The following is a 20,681-nucleotide window of genomic DNA, read 5'->3' on the forward strand; positions in this document are numbered from 1 at the left end:
GCGCATACCGCTGGGTCAAAGCGCCTGCAAGCGCTCGCCCAGGCCACGGTTATCGGCCAGTTGTAGAAACTCATCCCCCAGCCGTCGGCTCTCGCTCATCGCGGTTTGCCAGTACTTGTTGCGGCTCGGGTCGTCGCCCATGAAGCGCTTGAAGTCGCTGCGGTCCGGCAGTTTGCCGTGGGGCAGGCGGGCCAGGTAGTCCTTGGATGGCGCCAGCAGCAACACATCCTGCAAACCGTGCGGGTTGCTGCGCCGCCATGGCAGGCCCTTGTCGAACCAGCCGGGGATGACCCGGTCGGTGAAGTGCGGGTACAGCACGATGTCGTCGCCGTGGTAGGGCAGGTCGAGGTGGTAGTCCAGCAGGCCGCCGTCGCGGTAAGTGCCGGTGCCGGCTCCGGGCAGGTCGCGCACGCCTTGCATCACCATGGGGATCGACCCGGACGCCAGCAATGCCTGGCGCAGGTTGCCCATGTCCAGCGCAAGGAAGCGCGAGGGGAAATCCTTCAGCGGGTGCACCGGCGGTGCCTGGCGCGGGTCGTGGATGATCAGCCGCTCGAAATGCCGCGCCAGTCGCGCACGGCCGCGCAGGTTGTCGGCAATCACCGAGGACAGGCCCAAACCCAGGCGCCCGCGGTGGTCATCGGCGAGCAGGCCGTGGCTCTTGACCACCATGATGTTCAGCCGGTAGTCGGGGTTGTCCAGCACCCGTGCATCGCGGCCGGCCAGCAGGTCGTCGAGCATGCGCTGGCAGCTGCGGCTGACTTCGGCCATGGTCACGCCTTTGGCAAAGCGTTGTTCGTTGTACAGGCGGCCGAGGTCCAGCAGGCCTTGCACCGGGTCGGGCAGGCAGGCGCTGGCAAACCGCCAGGAACCGATCGATGCGCCGATCAACGCCCGCTCCCGCGGTGCGCGCGGCAGCCAGTCGCCGAACAGCGCCAGGTCCAGGCCCTGGATTCCCAGCGCCTTGGGGCCGCCGGCCGCACCGGGAAGGGTGCCGACATCCGCAGGCTTGAGGCCCTCTTCGCGAATGCGCGCAAAGGCGCGTTTGCCGGCCTTGAGGGTCAGGGCGGGGAACTTGATGTGGATGGCTGTCATACCGGTCTCTGTTGAAGCGAGGTGCAGGTGCAAGCGTGCTCGCGAAAAACGCTAACGATACCGCGTGAATCCTGAATAAGCATCGTAGCCTGTCACGGCTGCTGGAAATTGCCATGGTGGCAATTCAGTTTCAGTTAAGTTGCAGCCGCTACCGTGGCCGGTGTAGGAAAAACATCGTGTAACGGAGACTCATCATGAAACGCCTCACTGCTCTGGTCGCCGCCGCTATCATCGCCTCCACGGCGACCCAGGCCGGAGCCGTGGACCCCGACAAACCACTGACCGTGCCCGCCACTGTTACAATTGTCGCGTTCGACCAGCTCGAAGCCACAGCCCAGGCCCTGCACCCCGGTTCAACGTTGTTGGACACCGACCTGGACGAGGCTTACGGCAAGTATGTCTATGAAGTCGAACTGCAAGATGCCGACGGCATTGAATGGGAGGTCGAATTGGACGCGCTCACCGGGCAGGTTCTCAAGAATCATCAGGATACGTAATGAAGGTAAATTTACGCGCCGGCAGTCGAGTGGCGTTGGTGCTGGTGGTGTTCTGCTCAGGCTTGCAGGCCCGCGACCTCAACCAGGACGAAGCCTTGGCGCTGCGCCAGCAGGGGGTGATCCTGCCTCTGGAGCAACTGTTGCAGCAGGCCATGGCGCGGTATCCCGGCTCGCGCCTGCTGGAAGCCGAGCTTGAGAAAAAGCACGGCCAATATGCCTACGAAGTGGAACTGGTGACCACCGACGGCGTGGTGCGCGAGATCAAACTCGACGCCACCAACGGTGTACTGATCAAAGATGAGGAAGACTGATGCGCCTGCTCCTGGTGGAAGACAACGTACCCCTGGCCGATGAACTGCTGGCCGGCCTGCAGCGCCAGGGTTATGCCGTCGACTGGCTGGCCGACGGCCGTGACGCCGCGTATCAGGGCCGCAGCGAACCCTACGACCTGATCATCCTCGACCTCGGCCTGCCCGGTTTGCCCGGCCTTGAGGTGCTGGCGCAATGGCGCGCCGCCGCACTGGCCACCCCGGTGTTGATCCTCACCGCCCGCGATTCCTGGGCCGAGCGTATCGAAGGGCTCAAGGCCGGTGCCGACGATTACCTGAGCAAACCCTTTCACCCCGAAGAGCTGCACCTGCGCATCCAGGCGCTGTTGCGCCGTTCCCACGGGCAGGCCAACCAACCCACCTTGCAGGCTGCCGGCCTGCACCTGGACGAAGGCCGCCAGTGCGTGCTGCGCGATGGCGACGAGATCCAACTGACCGCCGCAGAATTTCGCCTGTTGCGCTACTTCATGTTGCACCCCGAACAGATCCTCTCGAAAAGCCACCTGGCCGAGCACCTGTACGACGGCGAGACCGAGCGCGACTCCAACGTGCTGGAAGTGCACGTCAACCACCTGCGCCGCAAACTCGGGCGCAGCGTGATCGAAACCCGGCGCGGCCAGGGTTACCGGTTTGGCGCCAGCCCTGCATGAAGTCGATTCAGCGCCGCCTGAGCCTGGGCCTGATCAGCGTGATGGTGATCGTCGGCGTGGTGCTGGCGCAAACCAGCCTGTGGTTGTTCGAGGCCGGTTTGCAACGCTACCTGGAAGCCGGGTTGCGCAACGATGCCGAGAACCTGCTGGTCGCCCTGGTACGCGGGCCCAACGGTGTGCAACTGGATGAGCAGCGCCTGTCGCCGGCCTACCAGCGGCCGTTTTCCGGGCATTACTTCCGCATCGATTTTGCCGACACTCACTGGCGCTCCCGTTCGCTGTGGGACCAGGAATTGCCCCGACTGCCCGAGGCCGGGCTCAAGGGCAACCTGCAATTGGGCCCCGAAGGCCAGCAATTGCTGGTCCTGCGTTCGGACTACAAACGCTTTGGCCAATCGATTTCCATCAGCGTGGCCCAGGACTACACCCCGGTGCGGGAAAGTTTTCGCCTGATGCGTCGGATCGGCCTGGTGTTGGGGCTGGCGGCACTGCTGCTGGTGTTGTTTTTGCAGCGAGTCACCGTGCGTCGTGCCTTGCGCCCGCTGGAAAACGCGCGTAACCAGATCGCCCAACTGCAACAAGGCCAACGCTCGCAACTCGACACCCAGGTGCCGCTGGAACTGGAGCCACTGGTCGCCCAGATCAACCACCTGCTGGCCCACACCGAAGACAGTCTCAAACGTTCGCGCAATGCCCTCGGCAACCTTGGGCATGCGCTGAAAACCCCGCTGGCGGTGCTGTTGAGCGCCGCCTCGAGCGAGGCGCTCAAGGATCACCCCGAACTGAGCAAACTGCTGCGCGAGCAATTGGAGCAGGTGCAACAACGCCTCAACCGTGAACTCAATCGCGCCCGGCTGGCCGGCGAGACCCTGCCGGGTGCCTTGTTCGACTGTGAACAAGAACTGCCCGGCCTGCTCGCCACCTTGAACATGATCCATGGCGAACACCTGGACCTCAGCTACCACGTCGCGCCGGGCCTGCAATTGCCCTGGGACCGCGAGGATTTGCTGGAGCTGCTCGGCAACCTGCTGGACAACGCCTGCAAATGGGCGGATGCGGAGGTGCGCGTGAGCGTCAGCGAGACGCCCCACGCTTACCTGCTGGCGGTGGAAGATGACGGTCCCGGGATTCCCGAGGCCCAGCGTGGCCAGGTCTTCAGCCGCGGTGCACGCCTGGACGAACAGATCGACGGCCATGGCCTGGGGCTGGGGATCGTGCGCGACATTGTCGAGGTGTGGGGCGGGGTGTTGCAGTTGCAGGAGAGCGAACTGGGCGGGCTCAAGGCGCTGATCGAATTACCCAAGCGCCATGGCTGACACACCGTAGATCAAAATGTGGCAGGGGGCTTTCTGTGGCCCCCCCACATTGGACTGCCTGCGACCCTCAGACGCGGAACTGGTCCATCAACCCCTGCTGCTGATTCGCCAGGCTGTTCAACGCCTGGCTCACCCGCGCCGACTCATTGGCCTGTTCCGACAACGACTCGGTCACATCGCGAATGGTCGCCACATTGTGGTTGATCTCTTCGGCCACCGCGCTTTGCTCTTCGGCGGCGCTGGCGATTTGCAGGTTCATGTCGCTGATGACCGTGACCGCATCGCCGATCTGGCGCAGGGCGGTAACGGCCTCGCCGACCTGTTCGACACTGCCCTGGGCCTGGCGATAGCTGTTGCCCATGGAACCGACAACCTCTTCGGTGCCGCTCTGCAATTGTTCGATCACCAGGCGGGTTTCCTCCACCGACTCCTGGGTCCGCCGTGCCAGGTTGCGTACCTCGTCGGCGACTACGGCAAACCCGCGGCCGGCCTCACCGGCGCGGGCGGCTTCGATTGCCGCGTTGAGCGCCAGCAGGTTGGTTTGCTCGGCGATGCCGCGAATCACTTCGAGCACGGAGCCGATCTTCTCGCTGTTGGCGGACAAGCCTTCGACCTGGGCCATGGCGGTGCTCATATCGGCCGCCAGTTGGCCGATGTTGGTGGTGGTGCGGTCGATCACTGTCAGGCCGTCGCGGGTAGCCTGGTCGGCATCCCGCGCGGCATGGGCCGCCTGGGCGGCGCTGCGGGCCACGTCCTGGGCGGTGGCGCTCATTTCGTGGGAGGCGGTGGCCACCTGGTCGACCTGGCGGTACTGCTGCTCCATGCCGGCGCTGGTTTGCGTCGCAATCGCGGCGGACTGGTCGGCGGTGCCACGGGCGTCCTGCACCGAGCGTTTGACTTCGGCAATGATGGGTTGCAGCTTGTCGAGGAAACGGTTGAACCAGCCGGCGAGCTGGCCCAGTTCGTCCTGTTTGTCATACGCCAGGCGGCGGGTCAGGTCGCCTTCGCCGCTGGCGATGTCTTCAAGCATATGGGCCACGCCGAGGATCGGTCGGGTCACGCTGCGGGCCATCAGCCAGACCAGGATCAGGCCGATCACGGCGGCCAGCAGGCCCAGGCCCAGTTCCAGCAGGGTGCCGCGGGTATTATCGGCGTCCATCTGGGCCTTCAGTGCTTCAGCCGGCCCCACCAGGACTTTTTCCGGCACATCCAGCAACACGCCCCATGGCTTGCCGTCGGGAATCGGCGCGAACGGCGCCAGCACCTTGAGCTGATGGTCGGTGCGCAGGCTGCGGGTCTGTGTCCCTCCGGCCAGGGCGCTGATCAATTGCGCGCCGTTTTGCGTATCGACCTGATCCAGGCGTTTGCTCAACTGGCTGGCGTCCGCGCTGTAGCCGGCAAGCAAACCGGTGGGGCTGAGGATGCTGACCTGGGTCTGGCCGTCATACAGCTTCTGGCTGGCCTGCTGGCTCACGGCCTGCAGGCTGTTGAGGTTGATGTCCACCGACAGCGAAGCGATCACCTTGCCATTGACCGTCAACGGAAACACGATGCTGGTCATCAGCACGTTTTGCCCGTCGATCACATAAAAGTACGGTTCGATCACACACGGCTTGAGGGTGCTGCGCGGGCAGGTGAACCAGGCGTTGGCCGGTTCGCCGCTGGGGCCGACGCGGGTGTCGGACATGTCGCTTTCCGGCAGTGCCATCGACGTCAGCGTGCCCGGCGTCGGCTGCGACCAGTACAGGGCGAAGCGGCCCTTGTCATTACTGCCCAGTTCGGCCTGGCCGGCGAACAACTCATCCTTGCCATCCAGTGCATTGGCTTCGAATACCAGGGACAGCCCCAGCAGTTCCGGATTGGCCTGCAGGGCGGCCTTGACCTGGCGGGTCAGGTCTTCGCGGGTGTCGAAGGCGTCGAGGAAGCGTTTTTCGGCTTGCTCACGCAGGAACAGGACCTGGCGGGAAAACCCGTGCCCATATTGGTAGGCGTCCATGAATTGCCGGCGGATGCCCGCGGCCTGCACCTCACCTTGGGCCTCGATGCGAGCCTGGGCCGCTTCATCGAGCATCTGCATGCTGGAAGCCTTGACCTGCTCGGAACTCTGCGCCATGCGGTACAACGACAAACCCACCAGCAGGGTCACGATCCCCAGCAGGCACAGGCCGGCGAGCAGGGTGATTTTCCATTGAATGGAGAGCTGTCTGAGGGACATCGGTACATCCTTACCTGAAAACACATAGAGCCCGGTTATCGGCCGATCTGGCATTTTCTTTATTCAAACGATCAATTTAAACCTGAAAGCGGCGCCGTTTTTTGACATGGGACGCGACCTGCTGCACAGTGCGCGCCCTCTAATAAGACCACCTTCAAGCCTGCACGCCGGCTGCCATCCGATGGCCGCCCGGGCGCGGGCATGCCTGTTTTGTATGTTTCTGCTTGAGGTAACCATGATTAACGCAGTCATCGCCGCGGTCGGCACCATGCTGGTGCTCAGCCTGTCCCGCGTGCATGTGGTCATCGCCATTATTGTCGGCGCCCTGGTGGGCGGCCTGACCGGTGGCCTGGGCATCGAGGCCACGCTCAAGGCGTTCAACGGTGGCTTGGGAGGGGGGGCGACCGTGGCCTTGTCCTACGCCTTGCTCGGCGCTTTCGCCGTGGCGATTGCCAAGTCCGGCCTGGCCCACGCCCTGGCGGACAAGGCCTTGCTGCTGGTCGACCGTCAGGAAGCCAGCGGCGGCAACCACGTCAAATGGTTGCTGATCGGCCTGCTGTGGGTGGTCGCGATTGCGTCGCAGAACATCCTGCCGATCCATATCGCGTTTATCCCGTTGCTGGTGCCGCCGCTGCTGTATGTGCTGACCAAATTGCAGTTGGACCGCCGCCTGATCGCCTGCGTGATGACCTTCGGCCTGATCACTCCGTACATGTTCCTGCCGGTGGGCTTCGGCAATATCTTCCTCAACCAGATCCTGCTGGCCAACGTGGCCAAGAGCGGCGTGGACATCAGCCAGGTCAACGTCACCCACGCCATGAGCCTGCCGGCGCTGGGCATGGTGGTCGGGTTGCTGGTGGCGGTGTTTATCAGCTACCGCAAGAAGCGCGTGTATGACCTGGAGAAAATCGAGCGGGTCGAGCAAGTGGCGGTGCAGTACAACCCCCTGACCCTGCTGGTGGCCGGCCTGGCGATTGCCTCGGCGTTCATCATCCAGTTGTGGCTGGACTCCATGATCATCGGTGCCCTGGCCGGGTTCCTGATCTTCTCGGTCTCGGGCATCGTGCGCTGGCGCGACACCGACGACCTGTTCACCGAAGGCATGAAGATGATGGCGATGATCGGCTTCATCATGATCGCCTCGTCAGGCTTTGCCGAAGTGCTCAAGGCCACCGGCGACGTACGCTCGCTGGTGGAAACCTCGGCGGCGTTCATCGGCCATAGCCGTGGGGTGGGGGCGTTGTTGATGTTGCTGGTGGGGCTGCTGGTGACCATGGGCATCGGCTCGTCGTTTTCCACGGTGCCGATCCTGGCGGCGATTTTCGTGCCGCTGTGTGTGCAACTGGGCTTCAGCCCGCTGGCCATCGTGTGCATCGTCGGTACTGCCGGGGCGCTGGGTGATGCCGGTTCGCCCGCCTCGGACTCCACCCTCGGCCCGACCTCCGGCCTGAATATCGACGGCCAGCATCACCATATCTGGGACACCGTGGTGCCGACGTTCCTGCACTACAACCTTCCGTTGCTGGCGTTTGGCTGGCTGGCGGCGATGACGCTCTGATCTACAGATTCACAGGCGCTGGCCGATAACCTCTCAAGTCGCCCAATAAGAGAGAAAAGCCATGCGTCTGAGCCTGAAGGCCAAAGTCCTGTCCCTCGCCGTTGTGCCGGTGTTGCTGTTCGCCGTGGTCATCAGCCTGACCACCGTGTGGATCCTCCAGGGCCAGGCGCGCAACGAGGTGGATGAAACCCGCCAGCGCCTGCTCAACAACGCCAAGGCCACCCTGCAAAGTTATGTGGAAGTGGCCATGACCACCATCAAGCCGCTCTATGACGCGGCCGCCCCCGGCGATACTGCGGCGCGGGCCGAGGTGGTCAAGCTGCTGTCCAACACCAGCTATGGCAAGGACGGATACTTCTTCGGCTACGACTCCGAGACCATCCGCCTGTTCAAAGGCAACAGCCCCGACGGCGTGGGCAAGAGCTTCAAGGACAACCGTGATCCCAACGGTGTCTACGTCAACCGCGACCTGGTCAAGGTCGGCAAGGACGGCACCCACTACCTGCAATACAGCTCGACCCAGCCCGGCCAGACCGAACTGGTGCCCAAGATGGGCTACACCGAATACCTGCCCAAGTGGGACATGGTCATCGGCACCTCGGTGAACCTGGATGGCATCGAAGCCCAGGTGGCGGTGGTCGAAGCCAAAGTGAAAACGCGCATGGAAGGCGTGCTGCTGAGCATCCTCGGCGTGGCCGTGGTGGTGTTGCTGGTGATCGCCGCCGTCGGCATGCTGCTGGCCAACACCATTTTGCGCCCGCTGCATTTGATGAAAGCCAACCTCGACGACATCGCTGCCGGTGAAGGCGATTTGACCCGCCGCCTGGCCATCACCAGCCAGGACGAACTGGGCGACCTGGCCGGCGCGTTCAACCGCTTTGTCGACAAGATCCACGGCCTGGTGCGCCAGATCACCGAGATGACCACCCAACTTACCGGCCTGGTCAGCCAGGTGTCCGACCAGGCCCAGCGCTCGGAGCAGGCCATGGAACGCCAGCGTCACGAGACCGACCAGGTGGCCACCGCCATCAACCAGATGTCCTCCGCAGCGCAAGAAGTGGCGCGCAGTGCCCAGGGCGCCTCCGTGGCCGCGCAACAGACCGACGCCGAAGGCCAGGCCGCCAAGCGCGTGGTGGACGGCAGCATCGCGCAGATCCATGCGCTGGTGAATGACATCCGCAGCAGCGGTGTGTCCCTCGACAGCCTGCAGCAGGACGTGTCGTCGATTGTCAGCGTGCTCGGCGTGATCCGCTCGATTGCCGAACAAACCAACCTGCTGGCCCTCAACGCGGCGATCGAGGCCGCGCGGGCAGGGGAGGCCGGGCGCGGTTTTGCCGTGGTCGCCGACGAGGTGCGCGCCCTGGCCAGCCGCACGCAAACCAGCACCCAGGAAATCCAGGGCATGATCGACCGCCTGCAAAAAGGCACCGAGGCGGCCGTGGATGCCATGCGCCGCTCCAGCGATGCCGGCGACGGCACCTCGGCCAAGGCCAACGAAGCCGGGGCGTCCCTGGACACCATGGCCCAGTTGATCGGCACCATCAACTCGATGAACGCGCAGATTGCCAGCGCCGCCGAAGAACAGACTGCCGTTGCCGAAGAGATCAACCGCAGTGTGCATCAGATCGCCGTGGCGGTGGACAGCGTGGCCGATGAAACCCAGTTGGGCGCCCAGACGTCGCGCAGTCTGGCGGACCTGGGCCAACGCTTGGGCCAATTGGTCGGCCAGTTCAGGATCTGATTCTCATAGGTTGAGCGTATGGTTATCCACCGTTAATACGAATATACCTATCACCGCCCCTCAGTGAGACTTGAGCCCCACTCACCACAGGGGCTCACCTCATGCCACTTCCCGACCCGCTTCAGCGCCTGGCTGAACTCGACACCAATACGGTCTCCGACGCACTGGATTTCCTGCAACTGCCGGGGGCAGTGGTGGGCATCCGCCCATTGTGGGACTGCCCCAAGGTGGTGGGCCGGGCCAGCACGGTCAAGCTGGCGCCCAAGACTGACGCCGCGCCCGCCGTGCACCTGATTTCCCCGGTGATCGACGCGATCACCACCGACGACCGTGTGCTGGTGATCGCCGGTGGGCTGGAGGGGATCTCCTGCTGGGGCGACATCATCGCCAATGCCGCCGTGGCCAGGCGCATTCGTGGCTCGGTGATCGACGGTTGCAGTCGCGATATCGACGGCAGTGCGTCCATCGGCTACCCGGTCTATGGCCGTGGCGTGACCATGATCAGCGCGCGCAACCGGGTGGTGCAGGTCGATTCCGGCGTCACTGTCAGCGTGGGCGGTGTGAACGTGTCGGAGGACGACTTCGTGATTGCCGACCGCTGCGGCACGGTGTTCATCCCCGCTGCCGTTATCGAGCAGGTGTTGGACCTGGCTGAGCGCATCGCCGCCCGTGAAGCCGGCATGGTCGAGGCCGTGCGCAGCGGCCGCTCGGTGGCCGATGTGATGCACGACAGCCATTTCGAAGCCATCCGCGTGGAGCCTGCCCGATGAACGATCAACACCTTGTCGCCCTGTTTGCCGGGCTCGATACACCGGGTGTGTCGGATGCCATGGATAAACTCGGGATTGCCGGCCAATGCCTGGGCATCGCACCGCTGGATAACTACCGGGGCACCGTGGTGGGCCCGGCGTTTACCGTGCAATACGTCCCGGCGAGTATGCCGCCGGGCTCGGTCGGTGACTTTATCGAAGACGTGCTGCCGGGGGATGTGGTGGTTATCGCCAACGCCGGGCGCAGCGATTGCACGGTGTGGGGTGACATCATGACCCAGTACGCAGGCAGCCGGGGCATTGCCGCTACGGTGATCGACGGGGTGTGCCGGGATGTCAGCAAAGCCCTCGGCGATGGCTATCCGTTGTTCACCAAGGGCCGCTACATGCGCACCGGCAAGGACCGTGTGGAAGTGCTGGCGGTGAACCAGCCGGTGGCGATCAGCGGCGCGCGCGTGTGTGCAAGGGACATTGTGGTGGCCGACGCCAATGGCGTACTGGTGGTGCCGCGTGCCCGTGCCGAGGAGGTCGCGCGTACGGCCCGGCAGATCGAGGCGGTGGAAGCCCGGATCCGCGCGCAGATCGAGGCCGGCAGGACACTCAGGCAGGCGCGTGAGTCTTTGGGCTATCACACCTTGCAGAGGAAGGACGCATGACCATTGAACGCCTGAACACGCGCCTGGCCCAGGCCCGACCGTCTGCCACCTACCGTATCATCGACCGCGTGGCCGCACGCCGCGCCGAGGGCGCAAGCATCATCTCGTTGTGTGCCGGGGAGCCGGATTTCGACACCCCGGAACACATCCGCCAGGCAGGTATCGATGCGATCCGCAACGGCCATACGCGTTACACCCAGGTCGCCGGAGTGCGAGCGTTGCGTGAAGCCGTGGCGCAGAAGTTCCGTCGCGAAAACGGCTTGGACGTCACCTGGCAGGACACCCTGGTCAGCAACGGCGGCAAGCATGTGATCTACAACGCCCTGGCCGCCACCTTGAATGCAGGCGACGAGGTGATCGTGCCCGCGCCTTATTGGGTCAGCTACCCGGAAATGGTCGAATTGTGCGGCGGTACCGCAAGGATTTTGCCGTGCGCCGCCCAGGAGGGGTTCAAGCTGACCGCGGCGGCGCTGGAGCAGGCGATCACCCCCCGCACGCGCTGGCTGATCCTCAACTCACCGTCCAACCCGACCGGCGCCGTGTACAGCCGGCTGGAGTTGCAGGCCCTGGCGCAGGTGCTGTTGAAACATCCCCATGTGCTGGTGCTGGCGGACGATATCTACGAGCACTTGCTGTTCGGCGGGCAAACCTTCCACACCCTGGCGCAAGTCGAGCCGCGCCTGGCGCCACGGGTGCTGACCATGAATGGCGTGTCCAAGGCCTATGCCATGACCGGCTGGCGCATCGGCTTCGCCACCGGCCCGCGCTGGTTGCTGGCCGCCATGGAAAAACTCCAGGGCCAGCAGACGTCGGGGGCCAGTGCGATTTCCCAGCAGGCCGCGATTGCTGCATTGACCGGCCCGCAGGACTTTATCCAGCAGTCACGGGCGGTATTCGAGCAGCGCCGTGACCTGGTGGTGGCCTTGCTGAACGCCAGCCCGGGGCTGGAATGCATGAACCCGGACGGTGCGTTCTATGCCTTTGCGTCCTGCGCCGGCCTGCTGGGCCGCACCACGCCGGCCGGCAAGCGGCTGCATACCGACGAAGACGTGGCCGATGCCTTGCTCGACGAAGCCCATGTGGCCGTGGTGCCCGGCAGTGCGTTCGGGCTGGCGCCGTACCTGCGCATCGCCTACGCGTTGGACGACGCCTCGTTGCGCCAGGCCTGCGAGGCGATCCACCGGTTCTGCGCTGCGACCCGTTAGACGTCGCGCATCAGCAAACCGAAGCGCAGGTCCATTTCGGTCGGCAGGGGCACATACACCGTGTGTCCATCTCCCGGCGCCACATCGATGGCTTCACCCTTGGCGTTGTGCAGGCTGGCCAGGTCAAAGTGGAAGTTGCCGGCGGGGGTCATCAGCTCCAGGTGATGACCCACGGCAAAGCGGTTCTTCACCTTGACCTCGGCCAGTTCGCCGCGGCGCTCGCCGGTCAATTCGCCGACAAACTGCTGGCGCTCGGACACTGAGCTGCCGTTCTGGTAATTCTGGTATTCGTCGTGCACGTGGCGGCGCAGGAAACCTTCGGTGTAGCCGCGTTGGGCCAGGGATTCCAGGTCGGTCATCAGGTTGCGGTCAAACGCACGACCGGCCACGGCATCATCGATTGCCTGGCGGTACACCTGGGTCGTGCGGGCGCAGTAGAAATGCGATTTGGTGCGGCCTTCGATCTTCAGCGAATGCACGCCCATGTGGGTCAGGCGCTCCACATGCTGCACGGCGCGCAGGTCCTTGGCATTCATGATGTAGGTGCCGTGTTCATCTTCGAAGGCGGGCATCTGTTCGTCGGGGCGGTTGGCTTCCTGCAGCAGGAACACCTGGTCGGTGGGCGCGCCGATCCCCAGTGTGGGTTCCGGTTGATACACCTGGACAATATCGCCCGTGGCGTTTTCCACCGCCGGGGTGGCCTGGTATTTCCAGCGGCAGGCGTTGGTGCAGGTGCCCTGGTTGGCGTCACGTTTATTCATGTAGCCCGAGAGCAGGCAGCGCCCGGAATAGGCCATGCACAAGGCACCGTGGACGAACACTTCCAGCTCCATGGCCGGCACCTGCTGGCGAATCTCGCCGATTTCTTCCAGGGACAGCTCCCGCGACAGGATCACCCGGCAAATCCCTTGCTGCTGCCAGAACTCGACGCTGGCCCAGTTCACCGTATTGGCCTGCACCGACAGATGGATCGGCATCATCGGGAAGTGCCGGCGCACCAGCATGATCAGGCCCGGGTCGGACATGATCAGCGCATCCGGGCCCATGGCGATCACCGGGGCGAGGTCCTTGAGGAAGGTCTTGAGCTTGGCGTTGTGTGGCGCGATGTTCACCACCACGTAGAACCGCTTGCCCAGCGCGTGGGCTTCCTGGATGCCGAGCGCGAGGTTGGCGTGGTCGAACTCGTTGTTGCGCACCCGCAGGCTGTAGCGCGGCTGGCCGGCGTAGACCGCGTCGGCGCCGTAGGCGAAGGCGTAGCGCATGTTTTTCAGGGTGCCGGCGGGGGCGAGCAGTTCGGGGGCAAGGACGAGAGGCATGGGGATCGGGTCGCAAAAGGCCGCGAGCGTAGCCCAACGTGTACCGGGCTTTATTGATCTGGGTCTACGCTTACCGCAACAAAGATGGCACTCCCGGGATTTGCGGTGGACTAAGCAGCTGGACGCACACGCGCGGCCTGCTTTTCTGACATGGATCGGACATGAATCAAACCAACCTGCAATTCAAGACCCTGCTGCTCCTGCTGGCCCTGGTGACCGTCGCCTTTATCTGGATATTGCTGCCGTTCTACGGTGCAGTGTTCTGGGCGGTGATCCTCGGCATCATCTTTGCGCCGATGCAGCGTCGCCTGCAGCAGCGCTTCGGCTGGAACCGCAACCTGACGTCCCTGGCCACCTTGATGGTGTGCCTGGTGATCGCGATCCTGCCGGTGATCATTACCAGCGCGTTGCTGGTGCAAGAGGGCGCCACGCTGTACAAAAACGTCGAGAGCGGCAAGCTGGACGTGGCCGGCTATATCGAGCAGTTCAAGAACTTCCTGCCGCCGTACTTCCAGCACCTGCTGGACCGCTTCGGCATGGGCAACCTGGAAGGGCTGCGCGAGAAGATCGTCAAGAGTGCGATGCAGGGCAGCCAGTTCTTTGCGACCCAGGCGTTCAGCTTCGGCCAGGGCACGTTTGATTTCCTGGTGAGTTTTTTCATCATGTTGTACCTGCTGTTTTTCCTGCTGCGCGACGGCCCGGAACTGGTGCGCAAGGTCCGCACGGCGGTGCCGCTGGCCGAGCCGCAGAAGCGTCGGTTGCAGCTCAAGTTCAATCGGGTGGTGCGCGCCACGGTCAAGGGCAATGTGCTGGTGGCCGTAACCCAGGGGGCGCTGGGTGGTTTGATCTTCTGGTTCCTGGACATTCCCAGTGCGTTGCTCTGGGCGGTGCTGATGGCGTTTCTATCACTGCTGCCGGCCGTGGGCGCGGGCATTGTGTGGGGGCCGGTGGCCGCCTACTTCCTGTTGAGCGGTTCGATCTGGCAGGGTGTGGTGCTGGGCCTGTTCGGCGTGTTTGTGATCGGCCTGGTGGACAACGTATTACGCCCGATCCTGGTGGGCAAGGACACCAAGATGCCGGACTACCTGATCCTGATCTCGACCCTGGGCGGCCTGTCGGTATTCGGCCTCAACGGGTTCGTGATCGGGCCGCTGGTGGCGGCGCTGTTCATGTCCAGCTGGGCGTTGTTTGTCGAGAGCAAGCCGCGGGTCAAGTTGCCGTTGCCTTGAGTCTCAGGCGTGCAGGCGGAAGTTCGAGGCTTGCTGCAGTTGTTTTTCGGCGTCAGACAGGGAAGTGAGTGGGCCGCTGATGGCTTCGCCGTCGCGCACCACGTACCAGCACGCCAGCAAACCCAGCTCTCGAAGCGGGGCAGGGACGGCGCTGCCGATGACGGACATGATTTGAACAGTGGGCATAAGGACCTCCAATCGCTATGGAGGTCACCTTACGGGGCACAGGCGCTCAGGAAAAATCATCTGGCTCGATAGTCGACATCAACAAAAGGCCTCAGTCGACCACTTGATCGAGCATGCTCACCACTTCCTGCTCATTAAGCAGGCCTTTGTGCACCAGGTTTTCCGCCAGCAGCGCGAGGAACTTGGCGCTGCGGTGGCCTTCCAGGTGCTTGAGCTCCGTGAGGGCGCTGTAGACCTTGCTGGACGTACACAGGCCAGCGGTGCGGTGCGGATTTTGTGTGGGCATGGTCAGTCGTCCTTGTTGTTATGGAGTGGACAGGATTGATAGTGGGAGTGTGGCGTGACACAAACATGACAGCGTGAGCCCCGTTCGGGCAAGTAGACTTTCGACCTTAATCATGTGGGATTGCAGCCCGGTCATTGTCCTCAGAGCGACCTTGGCAGGATAAATCCGGACGTTACCCACAAGAAAAGGCCCCGCGGGTGGGCGAGGCCTGTTGCATAGCTGACGGTTGAGACTTACCAGCCGCGGCGGTAATAGCCGTGGGGCGGGCCATAGTAGCCACGCGGTGGGCCGTAATAGACCGGCGCCGGGCGGTAATAAACCTCCTGCTGCACGTACACCGGTGGCGGTGGTGCGTAGTAGACGGGCGGCGGCGCGGCATACACCGGCTGCGGTTGCACGTAGACCGGCTGCTGCACATAGACCTCACGGGGCTGGCTGGCCACCACGGAGCCCACTACGGCGGCGCCGACCAGGGCACCCAAGACGGCTGGGCCACCCCATCCACCACCATGGGCGGAGGCTTGGCCTGCCATAGCGAGTGCACCTACCAGCAAGGCGATCTTGGGGATTGTACGAATCATGGTCATTCCTCGGTTAGCCCCTGCGCTTGTGGTCTGCAATCAATAGACTCAAGTAATGTCGCGGGGATACTTTTAAGACAACGTATTTCTGAAAAACAGCACGGCCGCTAGGTAAAGGTTGTGTAAGGTCTGTACCGATTTGCTTACTCAAAGGAGTTATCCATGCAGATGCACCCCAACAAGGACACCCAACTGTGCATGTCGCTTTCGGCCCGCCCTGGGAATTTTGGCTTGCGTTTTCATAACCACCTGTACGAACAGCTGGGGCTGAACTTCTACTATAAAGCCTTCAGCAGCCAGGATTTACCCGGCGCGATAGGTGGTATCCGCGCGTTGGGCATCCGGGGTTGCGGGGTGTCCATGCCCTTCAAGGAGGCCGCCATTGCCTTAGTGGACGAACTGGACGATTCGGTTCAAGCCATTGACTCCCTGAATACCATCGTCAATACCAATGGCCATCTCAAGGCCTACAACACCGACTACATCGCCGTCGAACAATTGCTCAAGACACACGCCGTGCCGCAGGATTCGACCTTCGCCCTGCGTGGCAGCGGCGGTATGGCCAAGGCCGTGGCGAGCGCCTTGCGGGATGGCGGTTACGCCAATGGTGTGATCGTGGCGCGTAACGAAGCGGCAGGCCGGGCGCTGGCGCAGAACCTGGGGTATGAGTGGCAGGCGGAACTGGGCGATTTGCGCCCACAGATGCTGATCAACGTCACCCCCATCGGCATGACCGGCGGGGCCGAGGCGGATGCCCTGGCGTTCGACGCGGATGCCGTGGATGCCGCGGACACTGTCTTCGATGTGGTGGCGATCCCCGCCGAAACGCCGCTGATCATGCGTGGACGGGCCAAAGGCAAGCGGGTGATCACTGGGCTGGAGGTGATTGCGATCCAGGCGTTGGAGCAATTCGTTCTGTACACCGGCGTGCGGCCTACGGATGAACAGTTCCAGGCGGCAGTAGCCTTCGCCCGCAACTGAAGGCCGCTGCTGCTCTAAATGTGGGAGGGAGCAAGCCCCTCCCACACTGGTTGACCGTGTCAGGCCTGTTCCAGCTGCGCCAATCGCTCTTCCAGAGCTGCAATTCGTGCTTCAAGCTCTTCGATACGATCCAGCGAGACTGCGCCGGCAGAGCGCTCCACCGGGCTTCCCCGCGCCGCGATAATCACCTCGATGTCCGCCGGATCCCCCAGCGCATGGGTATAACGATCTTCCCGCTGCCCTGCCTGGCGCGGCACCAGCAGCGCCAGCCCGCGGGCGATCAGGCGCTCCAACTGGTGCACCACCTGCTCGGCATCCTCGAAGTCATGCATGCGCCCGCTGCGGGTCAGCAGTTCGTTGACCGTCTGCGGCCCACGCAAGAACATCAGCCCGGTCAGGATCACCTGGGCCGGCACCAGTTCCAGCGCCTTGTCCACGCGATGCTCCCAGCGGTCGGCGCGGCTGCCCATCACCAGGCGCGTGAAGCCTTGGCCTTCCAGCGCACGCAGACTCTGGCCAACCTGGCCCTGGCTCAGGTTCATCACCGGCTCGCGGCTGGTCTTCTGGTTGCAGGCCAGGACCAGGGCGTTGAGGGTCAGGGGATAGGTTTCCGGGTTGGTCGCCTGTTTTTCGATCAGGCAACCCAGGACGCGAATTTCCGTGCTGTTCAGGCGCGGCTCAGGGGTGTCGGTGTCGTGCTCGGCGGTCATCGCGCTTTCCCTATGCTGTGAATGGGGGCGCTCTCAATTAGTTTCCCCAGCGCGGCGGGGAAACTAATTGAGAACGCCCCCGCCTAGCCTAAGCCGGAAAAAATAAAAGACAAGCGCCTGGCGTGTCTATAATCGCCGCTGGTTCCAACCCTGCCATTACCCATGAGACTGCCATGACTATTTCCCTGTACGCCGCCTCCATCCCCGTCTTCAAGCAAATGCTCAGCGCCCTGAGCGATGTGCTGAACAAAGCCGAAGCCCACGCCACCGCCAGGAACATCGAACCCAACGCCTTGCTGCAAGCGCGGCTGTTCCCGGACATGTTCCAACTGGTGCGCCAGGTGCAGATCGCCGTCGACTTCGCCAAGGGCGTTTCCGCACGCCTGGCTGAGATCGAAGTGCCGAAATACGAAGATACCGAAGTCACCTTCGCCGACCTGCAAGCGCTGATCGCCAAGGTGCTGGCGTTTGTCGACACCATCAAGCCCGAGCAAGTCGACGGCAAGGAAGGCATCGAGATCATTACCCGCCCAGGCACGCCGAAAGAGAAGCGCTTCAGCGGCCAGTCCTACCTGCTGACCTACGGCCTGCCGCAGTTCTTCTTCCACGTCACCACCGCATACGCCTTGCTGCGTCACAACGGTGTGGAAGTGGGCAAGCGTGACTACATGGGCGCTTTCTAAGGCTCGAAAAAAAGCCCGGGGTGGTTCATTCCTGAACCACCCCGGGCTTTTTTACGCCTGGCGCTTAAGCCGACTGCTCTTCCTTGCCCAGGCACGCGGCCGCGGTAAACAGCACATCGGTGGACGAATTGAGTGCGGTTTCCGCCGAATCCTGCAGCACACCGATGATGAAGCCTACGGCCACCACCTGCATGGCGATTTCGCTGGGGATACCGAACAGGCTGCATGCCAGGGGAATCAGCAGCAGCGAGCCGCCGGCCACACCCGACGCGCCGCAGGCACAGATCGCCGCGACCACGCTGAGCAGCACGGCGGTCGGCAGGTCCACGGCAATGCCGAGGGTGTGCACGGCCGCCAGGGTCAACACGGTGATGGTGATCGCAGCACCGGCCATGTTGATCGTGGCACCCAGTGGAATCGACACCGAGTAGGTGTCTTCATGCAGGCCCAGGCGTTTGCTCAAGGCCAGGTTCACCGGGATATTCGCTGCGGAGCTGCGGGTGAAAAACGCGGTGATGCCGCTTTCGCGCAGGCACATCAGCACCAGCGGGAACGGGTTGCGGCGCAGTTTCCAGAACACGATGGCCGGGTTGACCACCAGTGCCACGAACAGCATGCAGCCGATCAGCACCACCAGCAGGTGGGCGTAGCCGAGCAGGGCGCCGAAGCCCGAAGTGGCGAGTGTCGAGGCCACCAGGCCGAAGATACCCAGCGGGGCGAAGCGGATCACCACGCGCACGATCAGGGTCACACCGTTGGACAGGTCGTCGAGCACCGTGCGGGTGGTTTCGCCGGCATGGCGAATGGCAATGCCCATGCCGATGGCCCAGGCCAGGATGCCGATGAAGTTGGCGTTCATCAGTGCGCTGATGGGGTTGTCCACCACGCTCAACAGCAGGCTTTGCAAGACCTCGCCGATGCCGCCGGGAGCGCTCACGGTGGCGTCATGGGTAGCGAGCACCAGCGATGAGGGAAACCACATGCTGGCAATCACCGCCACCACGGCGGCGGCAAAGGTGCCCAGCAGGTACAGGAACAGGATCGGCTTGATATGGGTTTCCTGGCCGTGTTTATGGTTGGCGATCGACGCCATCACCAGCACAAACACCAGGATCGGCGCCACGGCCTTGAGCGCGGCAACAAATACCTTGCCGATAAACCCGGTGGCCTTGGCCGCCTCCGGCAAGAGCAGGGCCAGCAGGATGCCGGCGATCAAGCCGATGACGATTTGCGTGACCAGGCTGATGCGGGCCAGGCGTTGGAAAAGGGAAGGGGCAGCAGTCATATGAAGGTTGTCTCTAGTTTTTTTAAGGGCACAGCAATGCAGGCGGAAAGGGCTGTAGGAAGCAGGGCGCGAAGTCTAGCATGCCGCTGGACCTGTCCCGGCCGCTGCGGCATTGGGTCGCCGGGGCTTCGCAAAAGCCGGACATACTCTGTTAAGATTCTGCCCTCTCACCTTTCCTCTCCGTCAGCGGGCCCTTCGGGCTGTCGTTGATGTCGCCGTTTCTGGAGTTTTCATGCTGTTTCCCATCCTGCTGCTGTCGGCCGCCGGTTTTACCGTGCTGACCACAGAATTCGTTATCGTCGGCCTGTTGCCGTCCATTGCCCGGGACCTCAACGTCAGCGTGTCCCAGGCCGGCCTGCTGGTGACCTTGTTTGCGTTTACCGTGGCGGCCTTTGGTCCGTTTCTGACGGCTTACTGCGCCCGTTTCCCCCGCAAGCGTCTGTTTATCAGCATCCTGCTCCTGTTCGGCGTGGCCAATACCGTGGCCGCATTGGCGCCGAATATCTGGGTGATGGCATTGGCGCGCTTGATCCCGGCCCTGGGCCTGCCGGTGTTCTGGGCCCTGGCCAGTGAAACCGCAGTGGATATCGTCGGCCCCGAATACGCCGGGCGCGCCATCGAAAAGATCGGCTTCGGCATCGTCTGCGCCACGGTGTTCGGGATTCCAGTGGGCACGCTGATTTCCGATATGTTCGGCTGGCGCGCCGCGTTTGCGATCCTCGCCGTGGTCGCACTGGCCAAGGCCTTGCTGCTGTTTATCTACCTGCCGGTGACCCAACCGAAGAACGACCAGGTGTCGTTGCGCTCGCAGTTCAAGATCCTGCGCAACCCGCTGATGCAAGGCCATATCCTGTTGTCGGTCCTGGTATTCAGCGGCATGTTCACCGCGTATACCTACCTGGCGGACATCCTTGAGCGCCTGGCCGGTTTCGACGGCACGCTGGTGGGCTGGTGCCTGATGGGCTTTGGCGCAGTGGGGCTGATCGGCAACTCCCTGGGCGGGCGTGCGGTGGACCGTCACCCGCTGATCGCCTCCATGGTGTTCTGCGGTTTCATGATCGCCGGCATGGTCGCGCTGGTACCGGCGATCCACTCCACGGTCGGCCTGGCGGCGGCGATGGCGGTGTGGGGCGTGACCCAAGCGGCGCTGTTCCTGGTCAGCCATGTGCGGTTGATGAAGGCCGCACCCCATGCGCCGGCGTTTGCGGCGTCGTTGAATATCGCCGGGGCCAACCTGGGCATTGGCCTGGGGGCCATGGTCGGCGGGCATGTGATCGACACCCTCGGCCTCGGCAGCCTGGGCTTTGCCGCTTCCGGGTTTATCCTGGTGTCGATGCTGCTGGCGCTGTGGCTGATGACCGCCAGGCCAGCGGTCGCGTCCAACGCCTGAAC

General features: G+C 63.4%; 21 protein-coding genes and 2 pseudogenes. 14 read left to right on the plus strand and 9 right to left on the minus strand.

The genetic code is table 11. From position 1 onward, the window contains the following. Nucleotides 1–15 precede the first annotated feature (15 nt). Entirely contained in the window at nucleotides 16–1,095 is a 1,080-nt protein-coding gene (locus B9N88_RS29985) for a patatin-like phospholipase domain-containing protein (RefSeq protein ID WP_027603138.1), read from the minus strand. 194 nt (nucleotides 1,096–1,289) lie between these two features. On the opposite strand from B9N88_RS29985, the gene B9N88_RS29990 reads away from it, so the two are divergent. From B9N88_RS29990 to B9N88_RS30005, 4 genes are read left to right on the plus strand one after another with little or no spacing between them, the layout of a single operon-like run. Further along, on the plus strand, nucleotides 1,290–1,592 hold the full coding sequence (locus tag B9N88_RS29990; RefSeq protein ID WP_027603139.1) for a PepSY domain-containing protein: 303 nt from the start codon (nucleotides 1,290–1,292) through the stop codon (nucleotides 1,590–1,592). Continuing rightward, nucleotides 1,592–1,903 (plus strand): PepSY domain-containing protein, encoded by a 312-nt coding sequence (locus B9N88_RS29995; RefSeq protein WP_027603140.1) that lies wholly within the window; start codon nucleotides 1,592–1,594, stop codon nucleotides 1,901–1,903. Before B9N88_RS29990 ends, B9N88_RS29995 begins: the two co-directional genes overlap by 1 nt. Further along, a complete protein-coding gene (locus B9N88_RS30000) occupies nucleotides 1,903–2,571 on the plus strand; it encodes a response regulator transcription factor (protein WP_027603141.1) in 669 nt (222 codons plus the stop codon). The genes B9N88_RS29995 and B9N88_RS30000 overlap by 1 nt, the downstream gene beginning before the upstream one ends. After that, nucleotides 2,568–3,887 (plus strand): sensor histidine kinase, encoded by a 1,320-nt coding sequence (locus tag B9N88_RS30005; RefSeq protein ID WP_027603142.1) that lies wholly within the window; start codon nucleotides 2,568–2,570, stop codon nucleotides 3,885–3,887. The genes B9N88_RS30000 and B9N88_RS30005 overlap by 4 nt, the downstream gene beginning before the upstream one ends. Nucleotides 3,888–3,954: 67 nt before the next feature. On the opposite strand, the gene B9N88_RS33425 is transcribed toward B9N88_RS30005, so the two are convergent. Together B9N88_RS33425 and B9N88_RS33430 are read right to left on the minus strand one after the other, a co-directional pair. After that, nucleotides 3,955–4,710, minus strand: coding sequence for a methyl-accepting chemotaxis protein (locus B9N88_RS33425; RefSeq protein WP_371263343.1), 756 nt, complete (start codon nucleotides 4,708–4,710; stop codon nucleotides 3,955–3,957). Nucleotides 4,711–4,812: 102 nt separating this feature from the next. Further along, nucleotides 4,813–6,156, minus strand: a pseudogene (locus tag B9N88_RS33430) (HAMP domain-containing protein); the annotation flags it as partial. Nucleotides 6,157–6,340: 184 nt separating this feature from the next. Here B9N88_RS33430 and B9N88_RS30015 point away from each other — a divergent pair. From B9N88_RS30015 to B9N88_RS30035, 6 genes and pseudogenes are all read left to right on the plus strand, one after another. After that, nucleotides 6,341–7,660, plus strand: a complete 1,320-nt coding sequence (locus tag B9N88_RS30015) for a Na+/H+ antiporter family protein (protein WP_166655334.1) — start codon at nucleotides 6,341–6,343, stop codon at nucleotides 7,658–7,660. Between the two features lie 61 nt (nucleotides 7,661–7,721). After that, nucleotides 7,722–8,543, plus strand: a pseudogene (locus tag B9N88_RS33435) (cache domain-containing protein); the annotation flags it as partial. Nucleotides 8,544–8,645: 102 nt separating this feature from the next. Beyond that, a complete protein-coding gene (locus B9N88_RS33440) occupies nucleotides 8,646–9,401 on the plus strand; it encodes a methyl-accepting chemotaxis protein (protein ID WP_370671271.1) in 756 nt (251 codons plus the stop codon). A 101-nt stretch (nucleotides 9,402–9,502) separates the two neighbouring features. After that, the gene (locus B9N88_RS30025; protein WP_027603146.1) at nucleotides 9,503–10,171 is read left to right on the plus strand and encodes an RraA family protein; all 669 of its coding nucleotides are present in this window, start codon (nucleotides 9,503–9,505) and stop codon (nucleotides 10,169–10,171) included. Then, a complete protein-coding gene (locus tag B9N88_RS30030; protein WP_027603147.1) occupies nucleotides 10,168–10,827 on the plus strand; it encodes an RraA family protein in 660 nt (219 codons plus the stop codon). The genes B9N88_RS30025 and B9N88_RS30030 overlap by 4 nt, the downstream gene beginning before the upstream one ends. Further along, nucleotides 10,824–12,032, plus strand: coding sequence for a pyridoxal phosphate-dependent aminotransferase (locus B9N88_RS30035; RefSeq protein WP_027603148.1), 1,209 nt, complete (start codon nucleotides 10,824–10,826; stop codon nucleotides 12,030–12,032). Before B9N88_RS30030 ends, B9N88_RS30035 begins: the two co-directional genes overlap by 4 nt. Here B9N88_RS30035 and yegQ read toward each other — a convergent pair. Continuing rightward, nucleotides 12,029–13,348: a prephenate-dependent tRNA uridine(34) hydroxylase TrhP gene (gene yegQ, locus B9N88_RS30040; RefSeq protein WP_027603149.1), complete on the minus strand. Its 1,320-nt coding sequence runs from the start codon at nucleotides 13,346–13,348 to the stop codon at nucleotides 12,029–12,031. The genes B9N88_RS30035 and yegQ overlap by 4 nt on opposite strands. A 161-nt stretch (nucleotides 13,349–13,509) precedes the next feature. Between yegQ and B9N88_RS30045 the strand changes: the two genes are divergently transcribed. Then, the gene (locus tag B9N88_RS30045; protein WP_027603150.1) at nucleotides 13,510–14,577 is read left to right on the plus strand and encodes an AI-2E family transporter; all 1,068 of its coding nucleotides are present in this window, start codon (nucleotides 13,510–13,512) and stop codon (nucleotides 14,575–14,577) included. A 3-nt stretch (nucleotides 14,578–14,580) separates the two neighbouring features. On the opposite strand, the gene B9N88_RS30050 is transcribed toward B9N88_RS30045, so the two are convergent. The 3 genes from B9N88_RS30050 to B9N88_RS30060 all read right to left on the minus strand — a co-directional run bounded on the left by B9N88_RS30050 (nucleotide 14,581) and on the right by B9N88_RS30060 (nucleotide 15,636). Continuing rightward, complete coding sequence (locus B9N88_RS30050; protein WP_027603151.1) at nucleotides 14,581–14,763, minus strand: hypothetical protein; 183 nt, start codon at nucleotides 14,761–14,763, stop codon at nucleotides 14,581–14,583. A 91-nt stretch (nucleotides 14,764–14,854) separates the two neighbouring features. Beyond that, complete coding sequence (locus B9N88_RS30055; protein WP_027603152.1) at nucleotides 14,855–15,049, minus strand: hypothetical protein; 195 nt, start codon at nucleotides 15,047–15,049, stop codon at nucleotides 14,855–14,857. 233 nt (nucleotides 15,050–15,282) lie between these two features. Then, entirely contained in the window at nucleotides 15,283–15,636 is a 354-nt protein-coding gene (locus tag B9N88_RS30060) for a hypothetical protein (protein WP_027603153.1), read from the minus strand. Between the two features lie 156 nt (nucleotides 15,637–15,792). On the opposite strand from B9N88_RS30060, the gene B9N88_RS30065 reads away from it, so the two are divergent. Beyond that, complete coding sequence (locus B9N88_RS30065) at nucleotides 15,793–16,611, plus strand: shikimate 5-dehydrogenase (RefSeq protein WP_027603154.1); 819 nt, start codon at nucleotides 15,793–15,795, stop codon at nucleotides 16,609–16,611. A gap of 59 nt (nucleotides 16,612–16,670) precedes the next feature. On the opposite strand, the gene B9N88_RS30070 is transcribed toward B9N88_RS30065, so the two are convergent. Further along, a complete protein-coding gene (locus tag B9N88_RS30070) occupies nucleotides 16,671–17,321 on the minus strand; it encodes a YceH family protein (protein ID WP_027603155.1) in 651 nt (216 codons plus the stop codon). 173 nt (nucleotides 17,322–17,494) lie between these two features. Here B9N88_RS30070 and B9N88_RS30075 point away from each other — a divergent pair, with 173 nt between their 5' ends. Continuing rightward, nucleotides 17,495–18,004, plus strand: coding sequence for a DUF1993 domain-containing protein (locus B9N88_RS30075; protein WP_027603156.1), 510 nt, complete (start codon nucleotides 17,495–17,497; stop codon nucleotides 18,002–18,004). Nucleotides 18,005–18,068: 64 nt separating this feature from the next. Here B9N88_RS30075 and sstT read toward each other — a convergent pair whose 3' ends face one another. Beyond that, nucleotides 18,069–19,289 carry a serine/threonine transporter SstT gene (sstT, locus tag B9N88_RS30080; protein ID WP_027603157.1) on the minus strand — a complete coding sequence of 407 codons (1,221 nt, stop codon included), beginning with the start codon at nucleotides 19,287–19,289 and terminating at the stop codon, nucleotides 18,069–18,071. Nucleotides 19,290–19,521: 232 nt separating this feature from the next. On the opposite strand from sstT, the gene B9N88_RS30085 reads away from it, so the two are divergent. Beyond that, nucleotides 19,522–20,679 carry an MFS transporter gene (locus tag B9N88_RS30085; protein ID WP_027603158.1) on the plus strand — a complete coding sequence of 386 codons (1,158 nt, stop codon included), beginning with the start codon at nucleotides 19,522–19,524 and terminating at the stop codon, nucleotides 20,677–20,679. Nucleotides 20,680–20,681: the final 2 nt, after the last annotated feature.

It is taken from the genome of Pseudomonas sp. LAMO17WK12:I1, assembly GCF_900177315.1.
Taxonomy (GTDB): Bacteria; Pseudomonadota; Gammaproteobacteria; order Pseudomonadales; family Pseudomonadaceae; genus Aquipseudomonas; species Aquipseudomonas marginalis.